This is a genomic window from Nocardia sp. NPDC050435 (assembly GCF_040655395.1).
Lineage (GTDB): Bacteria > Actinomycetota > Actinomycetes > Mycobacteriales > Mycobacteriaceae > Nocardia.
In genome coordinates, this window is the sequence record NZ_JBFAJW010000001.1 from 694958 (window position 1) to 715641 (window position 20684).

A 20684-nucleotide genomic window follows, 5' to 3' on the forward strand; every position below is an offset into this window, starting at 1 on the left:
CGCTCAGGTCGCGCTGCGGAGCAGGATCGCGCCGCCCGGGGTGAGTCCGCCGCTCGACACGACCCCGACCCGGGCGCCCGGCACCTGCCGGTCCCCGGCTTCGCCGCGCAGTTGCGTGACCGCCTCGTGCAGCAGCCCCATGCCGTGGGTGCGGCCGTGCGAGAGCTGCCCGCCGTGGGTGTTCAGCGGTAGCAGGCCGTCGCGGGCGATGTTCTTGCCGCCGTCGAGGAAGTCTCCGGCCTCGCCGATGCCGCAGAAGCCGAGCGCCTCGAGCCAGGACAGGCAGTTGAAGGTGAAGCCGTCGTAGAGTTCGGCGATGTCGACATCGGCGGGGCGCAGGCTGGTGCGCGTCCACAGGTGCGCGGCCGGTCCGAGCACCTGCGGTTCGTGGGTGAGGGTGCTCTGATCCCAGTCGAGGCGCTCGATGATCTGGGTGCCCACCGCCTCCACCAGCACCGGCGGTTTCGCGAGGTCGTAGGCCGCGTCCACCGCCGAGACGACGACCGCGACGGCGCCGTCGCAGGGCACGTCGCAGTCGTAGAGGCCGAACGGCGTGGTGATGGTGCGGGCGCCGAGATAATCGTCCATCGTCATCGGATCCCGGTACACCGCACTGGGATTCAGTGCGGCGTTGGCGCGCTGGTTGAGCGCGATCCAGCCCAGGCTCTCGCGCGTGGTGCCGTAGCGGTGGAAGTGCCGCTGCGCGTTCTGGGCCAGGGTGTGCGCCGCGGAGGTGGCGCCGAAGGGGGCCAGCCAGCCGGTGCCGCGCCCGCCGGACGGGGTGATCCGGCCGCTGCGCATCAGGTCGTTGAAGGTGGCCTCCCAGACGGTGCGGAAGCACAGCACGTGCCGGGCCAGTCCACCGGCGACCGCGAGCATGGCCGCGATGACCGACCCGCCTGGACCGAAGGTCTCGATGCCGCCGTTGTGCCAGGTCGGCCGGATGCCGAGCGCGGCCTCCAGCGCGGTCACCCCGCCCTCGCCGAATCCGCCCAGATTGCCGCCGCCGGGATAGGAGGAGAGCCCGTCGATGTCGTCCAGGGTGAGGCCGGCGTCGGCGACCGCGGCTTCGCAGGCGCGCACGGTCAAGCGCAGCGGCGGCACCAGCAGCCGGCGGCCGATCTCGGACATGCCGACCCCGGTCAGCGCGACCCGATCCTCGAACTTGCGCGGCCCGAGCATCGGGCGCACGTACCGCGCGATCTCCTGCGGCGCGATCTCGTCGATCGGGAGCGCGGCGGGCTCGGGCTGGTCGGCGACGGGACGGAACAGCGGCAGCCAGACATCGCCGTCGGCCCGGAACGTCACCTCGACGCGCAGGCCGAGCACGAGATCGCCGGGATCGCAGTCGATCACGTTCGTGGTGAGCCGGACCCGCGGGTCGTCCTCGAGGGCGACCTGAGCCACCACGTAGGGCGCGGGCAGGCCGGGGCCGCCGAAACGTTCGTTGACGGTGAACCCGGCCAGCGTCGCGAAGCCGGACACGGCGCGCACCCCCAGCTCGTGCCCGCGGCAGTAGCGGCACACGGGCTGGGGTGGATGGATCAGCGCCGCGCAGGACCGGCACTCCTGGATCCGTAATCGGCCGTCCGCGCCGGAGGTCCAGAAGAATTCGTTGTCCAGCGTGAGCTGTGGCAGGGGTCGCCCCGAAGCCTCGGCCACCTCGTCTCCTCGTGGTGTTCGGGCGCGCGCGGCCCGGCTCGTACGGGCCGGGCCGCGCCGCCTCAGATCTGTGCGGTGTCCTTGTGCACGGTGACCGGCTCGGCCAGGCGCTGCTCGTCGCAGACCTGCTGCAACTTCGCCAGCGTCTCCTCGAGCCCCGGCCCCAGCCGCGGCCCGGGGGTGAAGGTGGCCGGCAGATGCCGCATGCCCTGGATGACCGCGATCGTGTCGTAGTGCACCGTGGTCTCGGGATCGCAGGTGTAGTCGGGGATCCGGTCCAGGACCGCCACCAGCATCCGCTTGAACACCGTGCGCGCCACATTGGAACCGATGCACCGGTGCACGCCGAGCCCGAAGCTGTAGTGCCGGTTGCCTTTCCGGTCCAGGATCAGCTGTTCGGGATTCTCGAACACCTGCGGGTCCCGGTTGGCCATCGCCCAGGACAGCCAGACCCGGTCGCCCTCCTCGAACCGCGTGCCCGCGACCTCGCAGTCCTCGGCGATGGTGCGGCCGTCGCCGGGTGCGGGGGTGTAGTAGCGCAGGAACTCCTCGGTCGCCGCGTCGAGCAGCACGTCGCGTTCCCGGCTCAGGGTCTCCCGTTCGCCCGGATGCTCGGACAGCCATTCCAGCGCGTGCGCGGTGAGCGCGGTGGTGGTGTCGAAGCCGCCGCCGATGAGCAGCGCGAGCATGCCCAGCGCCTCCAGGTCGGGCAGCGGTTCGCCGTTCAGGGTGGCCTCGGTGAGGGCGTGGATCAACCCGGGGCGCGGATTCTCCTTGATCTCGGCCATATTCGTCAGCAGGTCGATCCCCATGGCCCGGTGCATCTCGGCCACCCGGGGATAATCCTCGGAGTCCGGTGGCGTGTAGACCGCCGCGTGCACCGGCTCGTTGTAGACCTCCCACTTGTGCAGCGGCACGCCCAGCATCGCCAGCGTGAGCACGGCGGGCACGATATTGGCCAGGTCGTCGACGAAATCGATGCGGCCGCTCTCGATTTTCTCGTCGATCGCGGCGCGCACCACCTCGTCGATGAACGGCACCCAGCGTTTGACCGCGGCGGGGGACAGATACGGATTCAGCACCGAGCGCAGCTCGCGATGCTCGGGCTCGTCCATCTCCAGGATGCCGCCGCGGATGCCCCGGGCCCGCGGTGGCGGCGGAATGCTGATGCCGCGGTAGCCCTTTCGGACGCCCTGCGGGTCGTGGTCGTTGGAGGTGTGCGGGCAGCGGGCGAGCTCGAAGACTTCCCGATTGCCCGCCGCCACCCAGTGGCCGTCGTAGGTGTCGGTCCAGGCCAGGGGGCACCGTTGCTGCATGTCACCGGTGATGGCCTGGAAGTTGTCCCGGTAGTCCGGCGCGAACCGGTCGAAGTGGAACACGGGCTGCTTGCGCTCGGTCGTCGGACCGGCGTGGTCTGCGGTCATGGTCGGCCCTCTATTCGCTGATGGAGATCGCGCGCTCGGGGCAGGAGTGCGCGGCTTCGCGCACCTCGGCCTCCTGATCGGCGGGGACGTCGGCGCTGACCGGGGACGAATGGCCGTCGATGTCGCTGAGCTCGAAGGCTTTCGGAGCGATCATGGCGCACAGCGTGTGACCCTGGCAGCGGTCCGGATCGACGCGGACTTTCACGGTTTCGTTCCCTTCAGATGTGGTAGTCGTACCACTTCAGGTAGCCCCCGGCGTCGACGCGGATCTGCGAACCGGTGATGAAGCGGGATTCGTCGGAGGCCAGGAACAGCACGGTGTCGGTGATGTCCTCGGGCTCGACGTACGGCACCGGCATCGCCTGCTGGACGTGGAAGGCGGGTTCGGCGTCGGCGCGGGTGGGGTGTTCCAGATCGGGCCGGAAGGACCGGTACATCGGCTCGCTCTGCAACATGGGGGTGTTGCAGTTGGTGGGGTGCACGACATTGGCGCGAATCATCTTGGGCGCCAGGTGTGTCGCGAGTTCGTGGACGTACTGGGAGAGCAGCCGCTTGGCGACCATGTAGGCGACCCCGCCCGGATCCTTGCCCGGCTGGTCCACCTTGCTGACGTCCATCAGCGCCGCGACCGAGCCGGTCGCGATGATGGCCGAGCCGTCGCCGAGATGCGGGATCGCGGCCTGCACGGCGTTGATGACGCCGACCAGGTTGGTGTCGATGACATCGGACCAGGCCTGCCACTGGGGTTGGCCCTTCATGCCGGCGATGCCGGCCTGGGCCACCACGATGTCGAGCCGGCCGAACTCGGCGACGCCGCGCGCCAGGACGGCGCGCAGGGCCGCGGCGTCGCGGACGTCGGCCGGCTCGGCGACGATCCGGCGGCCGGTCTTCTCCACCAGGCGCACGGTCTCCTGGAGATCCTCCGGCGTGGACAGCGCGTAGCCGATGCTGTCGATATTGCGGCAGATGTCGACCGCGATGATGTCCGCGCCCTCCTCGGCCAGGCGGACGGCGTGGCTGCGGCCCTGGCCGCGGGCTGCCCCGGTGATGAAGGCAACCTTGCCCTCGACTCTTCCCACGGGACTTTCCTTTCGATCGGTGAAACGGTGGTGCTGAACGGGATTCAGTGCGCGCGCTGGGCGTAGAGCTCGGCGTATTCCTTGCGCGAGCGGGTCGATATGTCGACGTCGGCGGCACGCGCCCGCAGCGCGCCGACGGTGGCCTGCGCGCGCGGCGTGCGGGCGAAGGGGTCGATGCCGAAGAACCGGCAGGCGTTCTGCCAGGTGATCTTGTCGATGTCGGTGCCGTCCGCGCCGGCGGCCTGCAACTCGGCGAGCACGAACTCGGGGGCGTTGGGCCACAGCGAGTCCGAGTGCGGGTAGTCGCACTCCCAGGCGATCGAGTCGATGCCGATCTCGTGGCGCAGTTTCAGCGACGTCTTGTCGGTGACGTAGCAGGCCAGCACGTGCTCCCGGAAGACCTCGCTGGGCATCTTGCCGCCGAAGTCGCGGCGCAGCCAGCGCTGATTGGTGTAGTGCCGGTCCGAGCGGTCCAGGAAGAACGGGATCCAGCCGATGCCGCCCTCGGACAGCGCCACCTTCAGGTCGGGGAAGGTGCGGAACGCCGGGCCCCACAGCAGATCCTGGGCCGCGAGCTGGGAGATGCTGGGCGCCAGCACCATCAGCGCGTCGATGGGGGAGTCGGGCGCCAGGCGCAGCGCGCCGAAACCCTGGCCGATGTGCAGGTTCATCACCGTGCCGTGGGCCGAGAGCGCGGCGAAGACCGGGCCCCAGTAGTCGATGTCGTGGTAGCTGGGCAGTCCGTCGATGTGCGGCAGTTCGGCCATCGTCACCGAGTGGCAGCCGCGGGCGGCCAGCCGCTCGATCTCCGCCACCGCGAGCGCCGGATCCCACAGCGGCAGAATGGCATTGGGGATGAAGCGCTCGGGGTAGGCGCCCACCCAGTCTTCGATGTGCCAGTCGTTGTAGGCCTGGATCATGGCGACGGTGATCTCGTCCTTGAAGTGACTGAGATGGCCCGCGCTGAACCCGGCGAAGGTGGGAAAGCACATCGAGAGGTGAATGCCGTTGGCGTCCATGTCCTTGACGCGGTCGTGGATGTCGTAGACCGCCGGGCGCATCTCGGCGTAGCCGGCGGGATCGCGGCCCCATTCCTCCGGCGGCCAGGAGACCACGGCGTTGAGCCCGGCCACGCCGGTGGGCCGGCCGCGGTACATCCACCGGTCGATGCCCTTCTCGTCGACCACGACCCGGGGCGTGTGCTCGGCCCATTTGCCCGGCACCCGGCCGTCGAACATGTTGTGCGGCTCGACGACGTGGTCGTCGATGCTCACCAGGATCAGGTCGTCGATGTTCATGTGATTCCTCGCTGTGTGACTGGGGTCGGCGGGGCGGTCACGCCGGTTCCGTATGGGTGAGATTGTAAATCTCACTAGTGGAGAATGTCACTCTCCCAAGACAATAACAGGGTGGGGCTAGCGCAGGAGGTCCTTCTGCACTTTTCCGGTGGCGTTCAGCGGCAGGGCGTCCAGGAATCGGACCGTGCGCGGCGCCTTGTAGCCCGCCATGCGGGTCCGGGCCCACGCGATCAGATCCGCCTCCGCCACCGGGCTTTTCGCGACGACGAACGCGCGCCCGACCTGCCCCAGGCGTTCGTCGGCGACGCCCACGACCGCGACCTGCGCCACCGCCGGATGTTCGAGGAGAATGCCCTCGATCTCGGCCGGGTAGGCGTTGAAGCCGCCGACGATGAACATGTCCTTCTTGCGGCCGATGATCCGCAGCCGGCCGCCGTCGTCGAGGCTGCCCAGATCGCCGGTGTGCAGCCAGCCCGCGGCGTCGACGGCCTGCGCGGTGGCCGCCGGGTCGTCGAGGTAGCCCTGCATGACGGAGTAGCCGCGCACCAGCACCTCGCCGTCCTCGGCGATCCGCACTTCGATTCCGGCGCAGGGCGTTCCGACGGTCGTGGCGATCTGCTCGAAGGTGTCGCCGGGGCGCGAGGCGGTCGCGGTGCCCGCCTCGGTGAGGCCGTAGCCGGTCATGATCGAGCGGAACGGCAGTTCGGTGCGGACCCGGCGGATCAGTTCCACCGGAATGTCGGCGGCCCCGGTCACGGTGGCGCGCAGCGAGGACAGGTCGTGCGAGCCGGTGGCCGTGAGCAGGGCGGCCAGCAGCGTGGGCGGGCCGGGCAGCATCGTCACCCGCTCGCGCGCCACCAGGTCCAGCACGCGCTCCAGGTCGAAGACCGCCACCGGCAGGATGGTCGCCCCGCGGATCAGCGCGGCGATCACCCCGGCCTTGTAGCCGAAGGTGTGGAAGAACGGGTTGACGATCAGGTAGCGATCGCCCCGGCGCAGATCGGCCAGATCGCACCACTCGGCGTACATGCGCAGCGTCTGCCGATGATTCATCATGACGCCCTTGGGTTTTCCGGTGGTGCCCGAGGTGTAGACGATGTCGGCGATGTCGGTCGCGCGCACCGCGCGGGCGAACGGCGCGCCCTCGGACAGGAGATCCGAGGCGAGGTCGAGCACCGGCACGCCGGCGGGCGCGGTGTGCTCGAGGCCGGGAAAACCGGTGTGCACCACGACCATCGCCGCGCCGCTGCGATGGATGATATCGGCGGCTTCGGCCGCCTTGAACCGGGTGTTGACCGGCACCAGCACACCGCCCGCGGTGAGCACGCCGAAGGCGGCGATGATCCAATCGGCGGAGTTGGGCGCCCAGAGCGCCACGCGGTCGCCCCGGTCCAGACCGGCCGCGGCGAAGGCCCCGGCCGCCCGGCGCACCCGCTCGGCCAGTGCGGTGAAGCTCAGCCGCACCGGCCCGTCGACGACCGCTTCGGCGGCGCCGAAGCGGTCGGCCGCGCGCTGCACCAGATCCGGAATCGTCTCCGGCTCGGTCATACGCCCAGCAGTCGCGCGAGATTGCCGCCCATGATCTTGGCCTGATCCTCGACCGGCAGGTGGGCGAGCATGTCGGCGAAGTGCGTCGGTTCGGCCAGGCCCTCCGGATGCGGATAATCCGAGCCGAAGAGCACCTTGTCCACGCCGACCAGGTCGATCAACTCGGTGACGCCCTCCTCGTAGAACGGGCTGACGTGGATGCTCTTCTTGATGGCCGCGACCGGATCCTGCATGCCGAAGCCCTCGGGCGCCTTCTTGTAGACGTCGGCCAGGGTTTCCAGCAGCGGCTTGAGCCAGGCCGAACCGCTCTCGATGATCGCCAGCTTGAGCTCCGGGAACCGGAACAGCGCGCCGTGGCACACCCAGGAAGCGACGGTGTCCTGCACCGGCCGCCATTCGTTGACCATCCGGAAGGCGTTGGTCTGGAACGGCAGCATCTCGGTCTTGCTGCCCTCCCATTCGGCGTCGAAGCGGGAGTAGCCGCTGTCGGAGGAGTGCATCGCCACCAGGATGTCGTGCTCGACGACGCGCTGCCAGAACGGATCGAACTCCGGCAGCGCGAACGAGCGCGGGCCCTGGAACCCGGGGACCGGCGCGGGCCGCACCAGGATCGCCTTGGCGCCGTTGGCGACGACCCAGTCCAGTTCCTCGATGGCCTTGTCCAGGATCGGCAGCGAGATCACCGGGGTGGTGAAGATCCGGTCCCGGTAGTTGAAACTCCAGGCCTCGAGCAGCCATTCGTTGAGCGCGTGCACCACGGCGTGGATCAGCTCCGGATCGTCGCGCATGCGCTCCTCGACCAGGCTCGCCAGGGTCGGGAACATCAGGCTGCGATCCACGCGCAGTTCGTCCATGAGCGCCAGGCGCGCGCCGGGCTCCCGGAAGGCCGGGAGGGATTTCATGGATTTGCCGAAGATCTCGCGCTTGCTCTTGCCCTCGGGGTTGCCGTTCTTGAAGTAGTCCTCCATCGCGCCGGGCCGCGCCACCACCTCGAAGGTGGGGTTGGGGATGTACTCGCTGATGTGGCCGCGCACCGCGATCTTGGTGCGGCCGTTCACCTGGACGTACTGGATCGCCTTCTTGTACTTGTCGGGCAGGTACTTGGTCAGCGATTCCTCGGTCTCGTAGAGGTGATTGTCGGCGTCGAACAGCGGGTACGGCAGGGTGGTCGCCGTCATGGAATCCTCCTTCACGATTTGCGAGAATTGTATTCTCGCTTGCGAAGCCTGGCAATGCCCTGATGTTGGCGGGCAAGTGACGAAGCGCTGGACAGCATGTGCGTAAGCTATTCTCCGTATTGGAGAATGCAACTTTCAGATGGGAGCGCCGGCATGGTCGACCTGGAACTGGACGAGGGGCTCGCGGTCATCACGATCGATCGCCCGCACGCCCGCAACGCGATCGCCCCGGCCACGATGGACGAGCTGGAGAAGGCCATCGCCGCCGCGGCCGGCGCGCGGGCCCTGGTCCTGCGCGGCGCGGGCGAGAAAGCCTTCGTCTCGGGCGGAGATCTCAAGGAGCTCAGCGCCTTGCGCACCGAAGCCGAGGCCGCGGCGATGGCCTGGCGCATGCGGGGCATCTGCGATCAGCTGGCCGAGTTCCCGGCGCCGGTGCTCGCCGCGCTGAACGGGCACGCCTTCGGCGGCGGCGCGGAAGTCGCGGTGGCCGCGGACATCCGGGTGGCCGCCGACGATATCGAGATCGGCTTCAACCAGGTCGCCCTCGAGATCATGCCGGCCTGGGGCGGCGCCGAGCGGCTGGCGGCACTGGTGGGCCGCAGCCGCGCGCTGCTCTTGGCCGGTTCCGGCGTCGTACTCGAGGCCCGCGAGGCCGAGCGGATCGGCCTGGTGCAGGCGGTGCTGCCGCGCGCGGATTTCGAGGACGGCTGGCGTGCGCTGGCCCGCGCGCTGGCCAACCGCCCGGCCGGGGAGATCAAACGCGTGCTGGCCGGCGTCCCGGCGCAGGAGGCGGTGACGGCCTTCGCCCGGCTCTGGGTACGCGAGGAACACTGGGCCGCCGCGGACCGGGTCATGCGGCGCGCCCGATAGCGCGAGAAGGGTGAAAGATTATGACGCTCGGTGAATTCGAACTTCGCGCCGTCGGTGCGGATCAGCCGGGGCCGGTGCTCGCGGAGGTCGACGGCATCCCGATGACCGGCCTGCTGGCCGAGGTGCCGGACCCGCGTGCGGTGCTGCTGGCGCTGCACGGCGGCCAGACCACCTCCGTCTACTTCGACTGCCCCGGCCATCCCCGGCTGTCGCTGCTGCGCACGGCGGCCCGGCTCGGCTACACCGTGCTCGCGCTGGACCGGCCCGGATACGGCGGCAGCGCACCGTACTCGGCGCGGATGACCGACCCGCGCCGGCGGGTGCGGTTGATGTACGACGCCTACGAGGCGATCCTGGGCGCCCGCCCGCAGGGCAAAGGCGTTTTCCTGCTGGCGCATTCGGCCGGTTGCGAACTCGCCGTGCGGATGGCGGCCGACCCGATCGGCCCGCATCTGCTCGGCATGGAACTCGGCGGATCGGGGGCGGAGCCGAACCTGGCGGCGCCGCCGGGGCCGGGCCGCACCCCGAACGTCCGGCATCTGGTCTGGCATCCGGAGACGGCCTACCCGCCCGAACTGGTCGGCGGCAGCGTGATCGGCGCACCGCGCCCCGAGCACGAGAACATCGCCGCGCACCTGCGCTCCCGCGACGAGTTCCCGAATCTGGCGGCGCGCGTGCAGATTCCGCTGCACATCACCGTCGGCGCGCACGAGCAGGTGTGGCGCATCGATGCCGAGGCGCTGGCCGAGTACGCGGGAATGTTCAGCGCCGCGCCCCGCGTAGAACTCGAGGTGCTGGGCGAGGCGGGGCACAATCTGAGCCTCGGCTACACGGCGCTGGCCTACCACCTGAAGGCGCTGGCCTTCGCGGAGGAATGCCTGGTCCAGGTCAGCGAGAGCCCGCGGGGCCGCTGACCGCCGGATTCGCCACCCCGACCGTGAGCTCGACCCGGTCCTGCCAGAACCCGAGGTGCCCGCGCAGCAGCGCGACTTCCGGATAGGGCTCCGGGTACTCCCAGGCCACCGGGTCCGAGCCGGCGCGCGGACGCCGATACCGGGCCGTGCCCTTGAACGGGCAGCGCGAGGTGTGCTCGTGCGGGACGAGCAGGTCCAGGCGCACGTCGGCCGCGGGCAGATAGAACACGATGCCGTGATCCTGTTCGGCCACCAGCAGCGCCGCGGTCGACTCCGCGAGCGTCGCGCCCGCGTGGGTCACCCGGATCCGGTTGCGTATCCGCTGGATGCTCACGCGATAGTCCGGCCGGTCCACGAATCCCGAGGGCTGCATCGGCGGTCCCTTCCTAGAGGGCGGTGGGTGAGGTGTGCGGCCGGTCGGCCGTGCGCAGCATGGCGTGCACGGCGTAGGAGGCGACCAGGCCGCCGTCCTCGGTGTGGACCCGGCCCTCGCTCTGCGCGTGACCGTGCCCGGCGTAGGTGACCCGGGTGGCGTACAGCAGCCACCGCGACACATCGGCCACGTCGTGAAAAGTGATGCTGGCCATGGTGATTCCGGCGGAGATCGATCGGTGCGCCATGGACTGGCCGATCTCGGCGTGCGGGCGCAGCGCAGCGGCGACCGTCCAGTGCGTGGTGGACTGGGTCAGCAGGGCCGCGTGCAGGTACTGCTGCTCGGGCGCGTCCTGGAATCTGGTCCAGACGAACAGCTCCGGTGGCCCGACCGGCGCCGCGTCGTCGGTATAGGCGTCGTCGACCACACGGATCTCGCGGCCCGCGACGACGGTGCCGGGCAGGTCGTGCGCGCGCAGCCGCTCCGGCGGGGTGACCGCCGGGGGCGGCGCGACCGAACGGATCAGGTCGGGCGCACCGGCGTCCAGCAGCACCAGGCCCGCGCCGCACAGCTTTTCGTGCTGCTGGGTCCGGACCTGGACCGAGCCGAAGGTGCGGCCGGCGCGCAGCACCTGCACCGCCAGCGCCAGCGGTGCGCTGTGCCGGGCGGCCCGGGCGAAGATCATCGAGGCCGAGACCACCCGTTGGTGCGGCACCGTCTTGGCCGCCGCCACCACGGCGCCGCCCAGCAGTTGCCCGGCCTCCACGACATCGCGCTCGGTCGGCCCGTGCGCGGGCGCGTGATAGCGGTCCGGGCCGTCGGGGCGGACGTCCATCAGTCGGAGCAGTTCGGCCTGGGTCCACACGATGGTCGCTCCGGTCGGGTCAGCGGACGGGAAGATGGGGGAGCAGGCTCGGTTCCGGCTCGACCTCGAACGAGCGCAGCGCCATGGCCACCAGGGCGTAGGCGCCCACCGTGAATACGATGTCCATCAGCTGGCGCTCCTCGAAGTCCGCGGCCAGGGCGTCCCACGTGGGCCGGGTGATCGCGCCGTCGCCGAGCAGCTCGTCGGCGGCCCGGAGCAGGACCCGTTCGGTGGGCGTCCAGCCCGGCGCCTCCGGGCCCGCGGCCACCCGGGCGAAATCGGCGGGCCCCAGGCCCGCGTCCGCGGCGAGCAGAACATGCTGCGCCCATTCGTAATCGGAGCCACGCAGCCGGGCCACCCGCAGGATCAGCAGTTCACGCTGCGCGACCGGGAGGGAATTGCCGTGCAGCAGCTGGCGATTGAACAGCAGGAACGGCTGGGCCAGTGCCGGGTAGCGGGCGAGGGTGCCCAGCAGGTTGGCCCCGCTCTGGCGTCCCGCGCCCGGCTTGCCCGCGCGGGCGGCCGCGCGGAACTCGCGGATGAAGGCCGACATCTCCGGCGACCAGTCGGGCTCGGGCGTGGGGGGAATACGGGGCATGACCACTCCTTTCGGGGTCGGGACCGGGTCAGGTGTTGCGGCCGCCGTTGACGCCGATGACCTGCCCGGTGATGTAGGCGGCCTCCGGGCTCACCAGGAACGCGCACGTCGCGGCGATGTCCTCGGGCCGCCCGACGCGGCCGACCGGCGTCCTGGCCACCTGCTGCTCCAGATCGAAGACGCCCTGGCGCAGGCTGTCGCGCATCATCGGCGTCTCGATGAAGCCCGGCGGAATCGTGTTGACGGTGATGCCCTGGCGGCCGAACTCCAGCGCCAGCACCTTGGTGAGACCCACCATGCCCGCCTTCGACGCCACATAGGCCGCCATACCGGGCACGCCGCTGTGCGTGCTGGAGGAGGAGATGTTGACGATGCGGCCCCAGCCCCGCGCGAGCATGTCCGGCAGCACCGCCTGGCAGCACGTGACGGTGCCGGTCAGGTTGACCGCCAGCACATGGTTCCAGGTCTCGGCGGTGAGCTCGAGGAACGGCCCGGCGACGGTGACGCCGGCGTTGTTGACCAGGATCGCCGGCGGCCCCAGCGCCGCGCGGACGTCGGCGACGGCACGGTCGATCGCGCCGCGATCGGTCACGTCGGCGGCCAGTCCGATGGCCTGGCCGCCCGCCGCGGCGATCGTGGCCGCGGCGGCACGCGCGGCCGCGCCGTCGACGTCGAAGATCGCCACCGGGGCGCCGTCGGCGGCCAGGCGTGCGCTGATCGCCAGGCCGATCCCGGAGGCGCCGCCGGTGACGATCGCCGTGCGCGCGGTCATTTGATCGACTCCTCGCCCACGATCGTGCTGCGATGCATGCGGCGCGGCTGCGCACGATCGAATTCGCAGGCCCGGTGCACCAGCCCGGTGTTGTCCCACAGCACGAGATCCCCGACCGACCAGGCGTGGGTCAGCACGCGATCGGGGGTGGTCGCGCGCTGCTCCAGCTCGTCGAGCAGCGCGCGGCTCGCCGCCGGCGCGAGGCCCACGATCCGGTCGGCGCTGGCGCCGAAAACCAGTGACCGGCGCCCGGATTCGTGCGTCCACACCAGCGGGTGCTCCCGATCGGGCCAGCGTGCCCAGTCGGCCAGCTGCTCGGGGGTGGGGTCGGGGTAGCTCAGGCGCTGGATCCGCTCCATCCGGTGCACGACGCGCAGCCCCGCGAAGCGCGCGCGCTCAGCGGCGGAGAGCTCGTCGTAGGCGGCGTAGGTGCTGGCGAAGGCGGTCTCGCCGCCGGTGTCGGTGATGGTGTGCGCGCTGAGCACCGAGGTCTTGGCCGGAACCTCGTCCATCGAGCCGTCGATGTGCCAATAGTCGTTGCTGGGAAAGTATTTCGCGTTGGGATTGCCGGGATCGAAGCTGATCTCCATCACGTTCGGATTGGCGTACTTGCCGAACTGGACCAGCTCGCCGAGCTTGCGCGCGAACGCCACCTGCGCGTCGTCGCCGGCGTGCAGCTCCCGGAACAGCACCACGCCGTGCTCCTCGAGCAGGGCGGCGCACCCGGTGGCGACCTCGTCGTCGTGCAGCAGCCGGTCGACGTCGACGTCGAGCACTTCCACGCCGACCCGGGCACTGAGTTCTCCGGTACGGAGCGCGGCCACGGTCACACCCGCGCGTCCTCGGGCGCGTACCCGAGGATGCCCTTGGTCTCCAGGTACTCCTCGAACCCGAAGGCGCCCCACTCGCGGCCGTTTCCGCTGCGCTTGTAGCCGCCGAAGGGGCTCGCGAAATCGAAGCCGTCGTTGATCGAAACGTACCCGGCCCGCAGCCGGCGCGCCACGGTCCGGGCCTGGTCCAGGTCGGCTCCGGCGACATTGGCGGCGAGTCCGTAGTCGGTGTCGTTGGCGATGCGCACCGCGTGCTCGAGATCGTCGTAGCCGAGAATGCTGAGCACCGGCCCGAAGATCTCCTCGCGGGCGACGGTCATGTCGTTGGTGACATCGGCGAATACCGTCGGCCGGACGTAGAAGCCGCGCGCCAGCCCCTCGGGCCGGCCCACACCGCCGGTCACCAGCGTCGCGCCCTCGTCGATGCCCTGCTGGATGAGCGACTGGATCCGGTCGAACTGCGAGCCGGAGACCACCGGCCCGACCTCGGCGGGCCCGGCCGGATCGCCGACGGAGACCCGCTCGGCCGCCGCCCGGGCGAGCTCGGCCGCCTCGGCCATGCGGGCCCGGGGGACCAGCATCCGGGTGGTGGCACTGCAGGTCTGACCGGAGTTGAGGGTCACCGCCGCCACGCCCTTGCCGACGTTCGCGGCGAAGTCCGCGTCGTCGAGCACGATGTTGGGGCTCTTGCCGCCCAGCTCCTGGGTCACCCGCTTCACCGTGGGCGCGGCCGCGCGAGCGACCTCGATGCCCGCGCGCGTGGAGCCGGTGAAGGAGATCATGTCCACCTCCGGATGCGCCGAGAGCGGCGCGCCCGCGCCCGGGCCGTCGCCCTGCACCAGATTGAACACTCCGGCGGGCACACCGGCGGCGTCGAGGATTTCCGCGAAGAGCTGGCCGGTGAACGGTGCGCGCTCCGAGGGCTTGAGCACCATCGTGCAGCCGGTGGCCAGGGCCGGGAACACCTTGACCGCGATCAGGCTCAGCGGCCAGTTCCACGGCGTGATCAGCCCGCAGACGCCGATCGGCTCCTTCACGATCAGGGTCGCCCCGCGCTGCTCGCTGAAGGCGTAGTCCGCCAGCACGGCCGTCGCCTGGGCCAGATGCCCTGCGGCCAAGTCCAATTGGAAGCCGTTGGCCAGCGCGGCCGGGGCGCCCATCTCCTCGGTGAGCGCCGCGCCCAGCTCGGCACGGCGCTGCTGGTAGGCCGCGCCGATGGCGCGCAGCAGGTCGAGCCGCTCGCCGACGCCGGTCGCGGCCCAGGCGGGAAAGGCCTGCCGGGCGGCCGTGACGGCCCGGTCGATGTCGGCCGCCGAGCCCGCGGCCACGACCCCGGCGACCTCCTCGGTCGCCGGGTTGATCACCTCGAAGGTGCCGGGCCCCGCGGGCTGCACCCACCGGCCACCGATGTAGAACCTCGGATATTCGCGCATCACTGCATTCCTTCCGCGTACCAGGTACGGAATTCGTCGTAGCTGGGCATCTCCTCCGAATTCGCCTTCGGATCGACGACCACGTGGATGACGCCGGGCCGCCCGGCGGCGTAGGCCCGCTTGATCGCGGGCGCGATGTCGGCGTCGCGCTCGACGTATTCGCCGTAGCAGCCGAAGCCCTCGGCGACCTGGTCCAGCCGGGTCGCGGTGCTCCAGTGCACGCCGGTCTCGAGCGAGTCCGGGCCGAAGGTCCGCTTGTAGACCCCGACCTCGAGGCCCCAGGCGTAGTCGACGGCCACGACGCACACCAGGGGCAGATTCAGCCGCGCGGCGGTCTCCAGTTCGGCGATGTGGAACTGGAAGGAGGAATCGCCGGTGACGAGCATGACCGGTCGCCGGCCGCCGTCGGCGACCGAGGCGCCGACGGCGTAGGGCAGTCCGGTGCCGAGATGGCCGAAATTCTGATTCCAGATCACGTCGTGCGGTTTGGCCTGGGAGTAGGTCCAGCCGAAGATGGTGGTGGCCCCGCCGTCGCGCACCATGATGCCCTCGGCCGGAAAGGCCCGGGTCGCTTCGACTATCAGGCGCGCCGGGTGCACGGGCGAGCGGCCCGACGGCGCGGAGGCGGCCAGTTCGGCGATCCGGGCCGCGTCCTGCTCGATCCAGCCGGCCAGTTCCGCGGTGGGTGTGCGGGGCGCGCCGGCCAGGGCCGCGGTCAGTTGCGGCACGATGGCACGCAGGTCACCGACCAGCGGCACGTCGATGGGCCGGTTCACGCCGACGGCGGTCGGGTCCTGTTCGATCAGGATCCACTTGCGCCCGGCCTCGCCCGCGGCCCAGTGCCGGCCCCGGCCGTAGTGCACCGGCTCGCCGAGCTCGGTGCCGATGGCCAGGCACAGATCCGAGCCGGTCACGGCTTGCACCGCGGCGGGGGAGAAGCCGTAGGGGAAGGTGCGATCCTCGAGTCCCTCGATATAGGAGGTGCCGCCGGAGGTCTGGATGATCGGGCAGGCCAGCTCCTCGGCCAGGGCGCGGACCGCCTGTCCGGCGCGGCTGGTGTGGATCCCGTGCCCGGCCAGCAGGATCGGCTGTCGCGCGGCGCGCAGGAGGGCCGCGGCCGCGGCGATCAGATCCGGCCCGGCGGTCTGACCGGTGAGCCGATACCCGCTGGGCGGCAACGCCGGTGCGACCTCGAGCTCCTCCTGGACGACGTGCGCGGGGTATTCGATGTAGACCGGCCCGGGGGTGCCCGACAGTGCCCGGCGCAGCCCCTCGCGGATGATCTCGTCGGTCTGGTCCGCGTATTCGATGCTCGCGGCGTATTTCACCGACGGTTCGAACAAGCCCGACTGCTTGACGAATTGGATGCGGCCCCGCCGCACCCGCTGCTCGGTGATCCGGGAGCGCTGCCCGCCCAGGAACACGACCGGCGAGTTCTCGACCTTGGCGCACATCATGGCGCCCGCCAGATTCGCGACACCGGGGCCGAGCGTGCCGATACAGACGGCGGCCCTGCCGGTCATCCGGGCGACCGCCTCGGCCATGAACCCGGCCGCCTCCTCGTGGTGCGGCGCGACCACGGTCCAGCCGCGCTCCTGCGCGCGATGGAACAGATGCACGAAGTTCGGGTCCGGAATGCCGAAGAGGGTGTCGATGCCCTCGGCTTCGAACAGCTCCAGAATGCGTTCGTAGACTTTGACTCCCATGGTCACTGCCCTTCGGTGGCCAAGGCGAAGCTCTTGGCGATGTGGTCGTTGTGTGCGGACGGGACGACCGGCAGCAGCCAATCGCCGCCGGTGCTGGCGCGAATCGCGTCCAGCTGCTCGGCGACCTGCTCGATGGTCCAGTCGGGCCGGTACACCCCGGGGGTCTCGGCGATATACGCGCGGGCTATCCGGCCCGCGATCGCGACCAGCATTTCGCCGGTGACCGAACAGCTTTCGTGTGCCAGCCAGCCCACCGCGGGCGCCACCAGCTCCGGCTGCATGGGCGGATAGGCGGAGGTGTCCAGGCCCTCGGCCATGCGGGTCAGCGCCGCGGGCACGATCACATTGGACCGGACGCCCACCGCCGCGCCCTCCAGCGCGACCACATTGGACAGCCCGATCATCGAGGACTTGGCGACGGCGTAGTTGGCGACCCGGTGGTTGCCGTACAGCCCGCCGATCGAGGAGGTGAGCACCACTCGCCCGTATCCGGCCGCGCTCATCCGCGGAAAGGCCGCCCGCACGAGATGGAACGCCCCGCGCAGATGGACGTCCAGTACGGCCTCGAAGTCCTCGAAGCTCAGCTCGGTGAGCGATCCGGGCCGCACGTTGCCCGCGTTGTGGATCAGGATGTCGATGCGGCCGTAGGCGTCCAGGGCCGCGTCGACGATCGCCTGCCCGCCCGCCGGCGTGGCGACCGATTCGGTGCAGGCCAGGGCCGCGCCGCCGAAGTCGCGGATCGCGCGCGCCACCTCGGCGGCGACCTCGGCCTCGACGCGGTCGCCGCGCACGGTGCCGCCGGAATCGTTGACGATCACCCGCGCGCCGCGCGCGGCCAGCAGTTCGGCATAGGCGCGGCCCAGGCCGCGGCCGGCTCCGGTGACGACGGCGACGCGGCCGTCGAATCTCAGTCGGGTCATGCTAGGTCCCGAGCCTCAGGCCGGGCAGCTCGCCGGTCGCGCGCCACGCCTCCAGCAGATCCTCGAACGCGTAGAAGCCGGGCCAGTACGGCTCGCCCAGGTGTGAGCGGATCTGTTTCTCGCCCTCGTTGTTGTAGTAGCCGGGCGTGCATTCGCGCTGGAAGACGGAATTGTCGACGGCCGTCTCGCGCACGGTGGCACACCACCGGTCGACGGCCTCGGCGGTCGGCTCGACGGTGGCGGCCCCCGATTCCAGGGCGTGGGCCAGGATGTAGGCGATGTGGCCCGCCTGCTGATCGAACATGTCGGTGGTGCTCGCGGTGACGCCGCCCTGCAGGAACCCGGTGAAGAAGATGTTCGGGAAACCACTGGTGGTGAGCCCGTGCAGCGTGCGATACCCCGTGGCCCAATGGTCGTAGAGCGAGCGTCCGGCGCGGCCGGTGAACGGGGCGATGCCCAGGCGGCGGTCCAGATCGGTGGTGATCTCGAAACCGCTGGCGAAGACGAGGCAGTCCACCTCGTGCTCGACACCGTGCGCGCGCACGCCATGGGCGGTGATGCGTTCCACGCCTTTGGTTTCCGAGACGTCGACGAGAGTGACGTTGTCCCGGTTGAAGGTCGGCAGGTACTCGTCGCTGAAACACGGCCGCTTGCACAGGAACCGGTAGTAGGGCTTGAGCGCGGCGGCGGTCGCCGGGTCGCGCACCACCTCGTCGACGCGGCGGCGGACCCGCTCCATCGCCCGGTAGTCCTCGATCTCGCGCAGCCGCAGGAACTCCTCGGGCGTCAGCGTCGCCCAGCCGCCGGTGGCGGTGAGCCGCGCCTCCAGGTTGCGGCTCACCTCGGTCCAGCCGTCGCAGATCAGATCCGGCTGGCCCGGCGCGAACGCCTCGAACGCGGCGGTGTGGAAGTTGCGCTTGCGCTCGCGCGTCCAGCCCGGGCGCAGGGTGGCGGCCCAGTCCGGATCGGTGGGCACGTCACCGCGATCGTAGACATAGGAGGGCGTGCGCTGGAAGACGTAGAGGTGCTCGGCGGCGCGCGCCAGATGCGGAATCACCTGGATGCCACTGGCTCCCGTGCCGATCACCGCGACGCGTTTGCCGGCCAGCCGGTCCAGCCCGCCGCGCATCGTGCCGCCGGTGTACTCGTAGTCCCACCGCGCGCTGTGGAAGGCATGCCCCTGGAATTCGGTGATGCCCGGGATGCCCGGCAGCTTCGGCTTGTTGAACGGGCCCTGCGCCATGACGACGAACCGCGCGCGGATGTCGTCACCGCGATTGGTGCCCACACGCCAGCGCTTGCTCGTCTCGTCCCACTCCAGTGAGCGCACCAGGGTGCTGAAAACGGTGCGCTCGTAGAGATTGAAGTGCTTGCCGATGCGCTGGGCGTGCTCGAAGCATTCGTCGCCGCGGGCGTACTTCTCGGTGGGCATGTACCCGGTTTCCTCGAGCAGCGGCAGATAGCTGTAGCTGTCGGTGTCGACCTGGATGCCGGGATAGCGGTTCCAATACCAGGCCCCGCCGAAATCGCCGCCGAGTTCGATGATCCGGAAATCGGTGACCCCGGCCTGCTCGAGCCGGGCCGCGGCGATCAGTCCGGCCCAGCCGCCGCCGAGAATCGCCACGCCGATCTCGCCGGTGATCGGGGCGCGCGGCACCACCGGGGTGTAGGGATCGGCTTCGTAGAAATCGGTGAAGCCGTCCTCGGTCACCCGGTATTGGTCCTGGCCCTCGGTGCGCAGGCGCTTGTCGCGTTCGGCGAGGTAGCGCCCGCGCAGGGCCGGCAGGTCGATCTCGGGAGTCGGGGTGGGCGCACAGTCGTGCATGCGAAGGTCCTTGCTGGGGTGGAGGATTCAGGTCAGATCGCGGGGGGCGCCGGTGCCCATGTAGGCCGCCAGATTGCGGTGCAGGTTGACCACGCTGCGCTCGCGATACGGATTGGGCTTCGGGCCGGAGAACCCGCGGCTCTTGAGCCCCTGCTGGACGGCGGCCATATTGTCGAAGTCCTGCGGCAGCACCGAGCGCCAGTTCGGGTCGCCCACCGGGGTGTACTCCCATTCGGTGTGCGGTTCCTCGCCGGGCGGGAAGAGTTCGAAGACGGCGGCTTCGAACACGCACTTGTCCGGATCGGTGCCGAAGGGCCGGAACCGGTAGCAGAGCATGTTGTTCAGCGCGTGCCCGATCTGGAAATTCGGGAAGATCTGCCAGGCGGTACCGGCCTCGGCCACGACGGCCGGATCGACCTTCGGCCACACCACCCCGCGGGCCTCGTCCTCGGCGCGCGCGGTGTCGAGCCAGTACCGCAGCACCTCGGGCGCCGGTGTGCCCTCGGGCAATTCGTCGACCAGGCGGTTGGCGACGTCGACCAGGGTGCGGGTGGTGTTGGTGTTGGCGTTCTCCCAGGTGAAGTTCTGCAGGGTGGCCGTGGACACCCTGGCGTCGGGCCCGCTGCCCAGGCGCACCTTGGCCTGGTTCTCCTCCATGCCCTTCGGCGCGTCGTAGCCGATGTTGCTGTGCCGGCCCTGCGCCCGCGCCCAGCCCAGGAACTGCCCGAAGTTCATGAACTCCGGGTGGGTGTAGGGCACGTGGTAGGTCTCCATGAACGCCTCGAAGGCGACCTTCCAGTTGCAGTCGAAGGTCAGCCACCGCCGCCACCGGTAGCGCATGTTCTCCAGCTCGAAATGCTCGAGCAGACCGGCGGCCGGCTCCAGGTAGGCGCGCAGCGGCTCGCAGTCCGGATCCATCGTGATCCAGACCCAGCCGCCCCAGGTGTCGGCCCGCACCGGGGTCAGGCCGTCGTTGCGCTCGGTGAGCCCGCACGGCCAGTCCCCGCGTTCGGCGGCGAAGGTGTTGCGGCCCTCCAGGTCGTAGCGCCACCCGTGGAAACCGCAGACGAACTGTTTGCGGCTGCCGCGCGCGTCGTGCGCGCCCGGCGGGACGTCGATCAGCCGGCGGCCGCGATGGGCGCAGACATTGTGGTGGGCGCGGATATCGCCCGCCGCGGTGCGCACCACGATGATCGAATCCGTCCCGATCTCGTAGGTGAGGAAGTCGCCGGGGCGCGGGATCTCCTCCACCCGGCAGACCTGCTGCCACACCTTGGCCCACAGCTTGTCGCCCTCGGCCCGGGCGTACTCGGGGCAGATGTAGGCCTCGACACCGATCGTCATCGGCGTCGACAGCGGTGGCGCGGGCTCGGTGTCGGTCATGGCGTC

General features: G+C 70.4%; 19 protein-coding genes. 2 read left to right on the forward strand and 17 right to left on the reverse strand.

Annotated elements, in window-relative coordinates; all coding sequences use genetic code 11:
• Positions 1-3 precede the first annotated feature (3 nt).
• From AB0I43_RS03390 to AB0I43_RS03420, 7 genes are all read right to left on the reverse strand, one after another.
• On the reverse strand, positions 4-1662 hold the full coding sequence (locus AB0I43_RS03390) for an OB-fold domain-containing protein (RefSeq protein ID WP_356972899.1): 1659 nt from the start codon (positions 1660-1662) through the stop codon (positions 4-6).
• 62 nt (positions 1663-1724) lie between these two features.
• The gene (locus AB0I43_RS03395; RefSeq protein ID WP_356972900.1) at positions 1725-3086 is read right to left on the reverse strand and encodes a cytochrome P450; all 1362 of its coding nucleotides are present in this window, start codon (positions 3084-3086) and stop codon (positions 1725-1727) included.
• A gap of 10 nt (positions 3087-3096) precedes the next feature.
• Complete coding sequence (locus AB0I43_RS03400; protein WP_356972902.1) at positions 3097-3291, reverse strand: ferredoxin; 195 nt, start codon at positions 3289-3291, stop codon at positions 3097-3099.
• Between the two features lie 13 nt (positions 3292-3304).
• Positions 3305-4165 carry a mycofactocin-coupled SDR family oxidoreductase gene (locus AB0I43_RS03405; protein ID WP_356972903.1) on the reverse strand — a complete coding sequence of 287 codons (861 nt, stop codon included), beginning with the start codon at positions 4163-4165 and terminating at the stop codon, positions 3305-3307.
• Between the two features lie 44 nt (positions 4166-4209).
• Positions 4210-5463, reverse strand: a complete 1254-nt coding sequence (locus AB0I43_RS03410; RefSeq protein WP_356972905.1) for an amidohydrolase family protein — start codon at positions 5461-5463, stop codon at positions 4210-4212.
• Between the two features lie 117 nt (positions 5464-5580).
• Entirely contained in the window at positions 5581-7011 is a 1431-nt protein-coding gene (locus AB0I43_RS03415; RefSeq protein ID WP_356972907.1) for a FadD3 family acyl-CoA ligase, read from the reverse strand.
• Complete coding sequence (locus AB0I43_RS03420) at positions 7008-8189, reverse strand: amidohydrolase family protein (protein ID WP_356972908.1); 1182 nt, start codon at positions 8187-8189, stop codon at positions 7008-7010. Before AB0I43_RS03420 ends, AB0I43_RS03415 begins: the two co-directional genes overlap by 4 nt.
• A 153-nt stretch (positions 8190-8342) precedes the next feature.
• On the opposite strand from AB0I43_RS03420, the gene AB0I43_RS03425 reads away from it, so the two are divergent.
• Together AB0I43_RS03425 and AB0I43_RS03430 are read left to right on the forward strand one after the other, a co-directional pair.
• Positions 8343-9059 (forward strand): enoyl-CoA hydratase/isomerase family protein, encoded by a 717-nt coding sequence (locus AB0I43_RS03425; protein ID WP_356972909.1) that lies wholly within the window; start codon positions 8343-8345, stop codon positions 9057-9059.
• Between the two features lie 20 nt (positions 9060-9079).
• Entirely contained in the window at positions 9080-9973 is an 894-nt protein-coding gene (locus tag AB0I43_RS03430; protein ID WP_356972911.1) for an alpha/beta hydrolase, read from the forward strand.
• Here AB0I43_RS03430 and AB0I43_RS03435 read toward each other — a convergent pair.
• Genes AB0I43_RS03435 through AB0I43_RS03480 form a run of 10 tightly spaced genes read right to left on the reverse strand, consistent with a single transcriptional unit; the run spans position 9948 to position 20678 of the window.
• On the reverse strand, positions 9948-10346 hold the full coding sequence (locus AB0I43_RS03435) for a DUF427 domain-containing protein (protein WP_356972912.1): 399 nt from the start codon (positions 10344-10346) through the stop codon (positions 9948-9950). The genes AB0I43_RS03430 and AB0I43_RS03435 overlap by 26 nt on opposite strands.
• A gap of 13 nt (positions 10347-10359) precedes the next feature.
• Positions 10360-11211 (reverse strand): acyl-CoA thioesterase domain-containing protein, encoded by an 852-nt coding sequence (locus AB0I43_RS03440; RefSeq protein WP_356972914.1) that lies wholly within the window; start codon positions 11209-11211, stop codon positions 10360-10362.
• 19 nt (positions 11212-11230) lie between these two features.
• Complete coding sequence (locus tag AB0I43_RS03445; protein WP_356972915.1) at positions 11231-11809, reverse strand: carboxymuconolactone decarboxylase family protein; 579 nt, start codon at positions 11807-11809, stop codon at positions 11231-11233.
• Between the two features lie 28 nt (positions 11810-11837).
• On the reverse strand, positions 11838-12581 hold the full coding sequence (gene fabG / locus AB0I43_RS03450; RefSeq protein ID WP_356972916.1) for a 3-oxoacyl-ACP reductase FabG: 744 nt from the start codon (positions 12579-12581) through the stop codon (positions 11838-11840).
• Positions 12578-13405, reverse strand: coding sequence for a TauD/TfdA family dioxygenase (locus AB0I43_RS03455; RefSeq protein ID WP_356972918.1), 828 nt, complete (start codon positions 13403-13405; stop codon positions 12578-12580). Before AB0I43_RS03455 ends, fabG begins: the two co-directional genes overlap by 4 nt.
• Before the next feature lie 2 nt (positions 13406-13407).
• Positions 13408-14844, reverse strand: a complete 1437-nt coding sequence (locus tag AB0I43_RS03460) for an aldehyde dehydrogenase family protein (protein ID WP_356972920.1) — start codon at positions 14842-14844, stop codon at positions 13408-13410.
• Complete coding sequence (locus AB0I43_RS03465) at positions 14844-16550, reverse strand: thiamine pyrophosphate-binding protein (RefSeq protein WP_356972922.1); 1707 nt, start codon at positions 16548-16550, stop codon at positions 14844-14846. Before AB0I43_RS03465 ends, AB0I43_RS03460 begins: the two co-directional genes overlap by 1 nt.
• Positions 16551-16552: 2 nt before the next feature.
• Positions 16553-17470, reverse strand: coding sequence for an SDR family NAD(P)-dependent oxidoreductase (locus tag AB0I43_RS03470; protein ID WP_356972924.1), 918 nt, complete (start codon positions 17468-17470; stop codon positions 16553-16555).
• Position 17471: 1 nt separating this feature from the next.
• A complete protein-coding gene (locus AB0I43_RS03475) occupies positions 17472-19295 on the reverse strand; it encodes an NAD(P)/FAD-dependent oxidoreductase (protein WP_356972925.1) in 1824 nt (607 codons plus the stop codon).
• 27 nt (positions 19296-19322) lie between these two features.
• Positions 19323-20678 (reverse strand): aromatic ring-hydroxylating dioxygenase subunit alpha, encoded by a 1356-nt coding sequence (locus AB0I43_RS03480; RefSeq protein WP_356972927.1) that lies wholly within the window; start codon positions 20676-20678, stop codon positions 19323-19325.
• Positions 20679-20684: the final 6 nt, after the last annotated feature.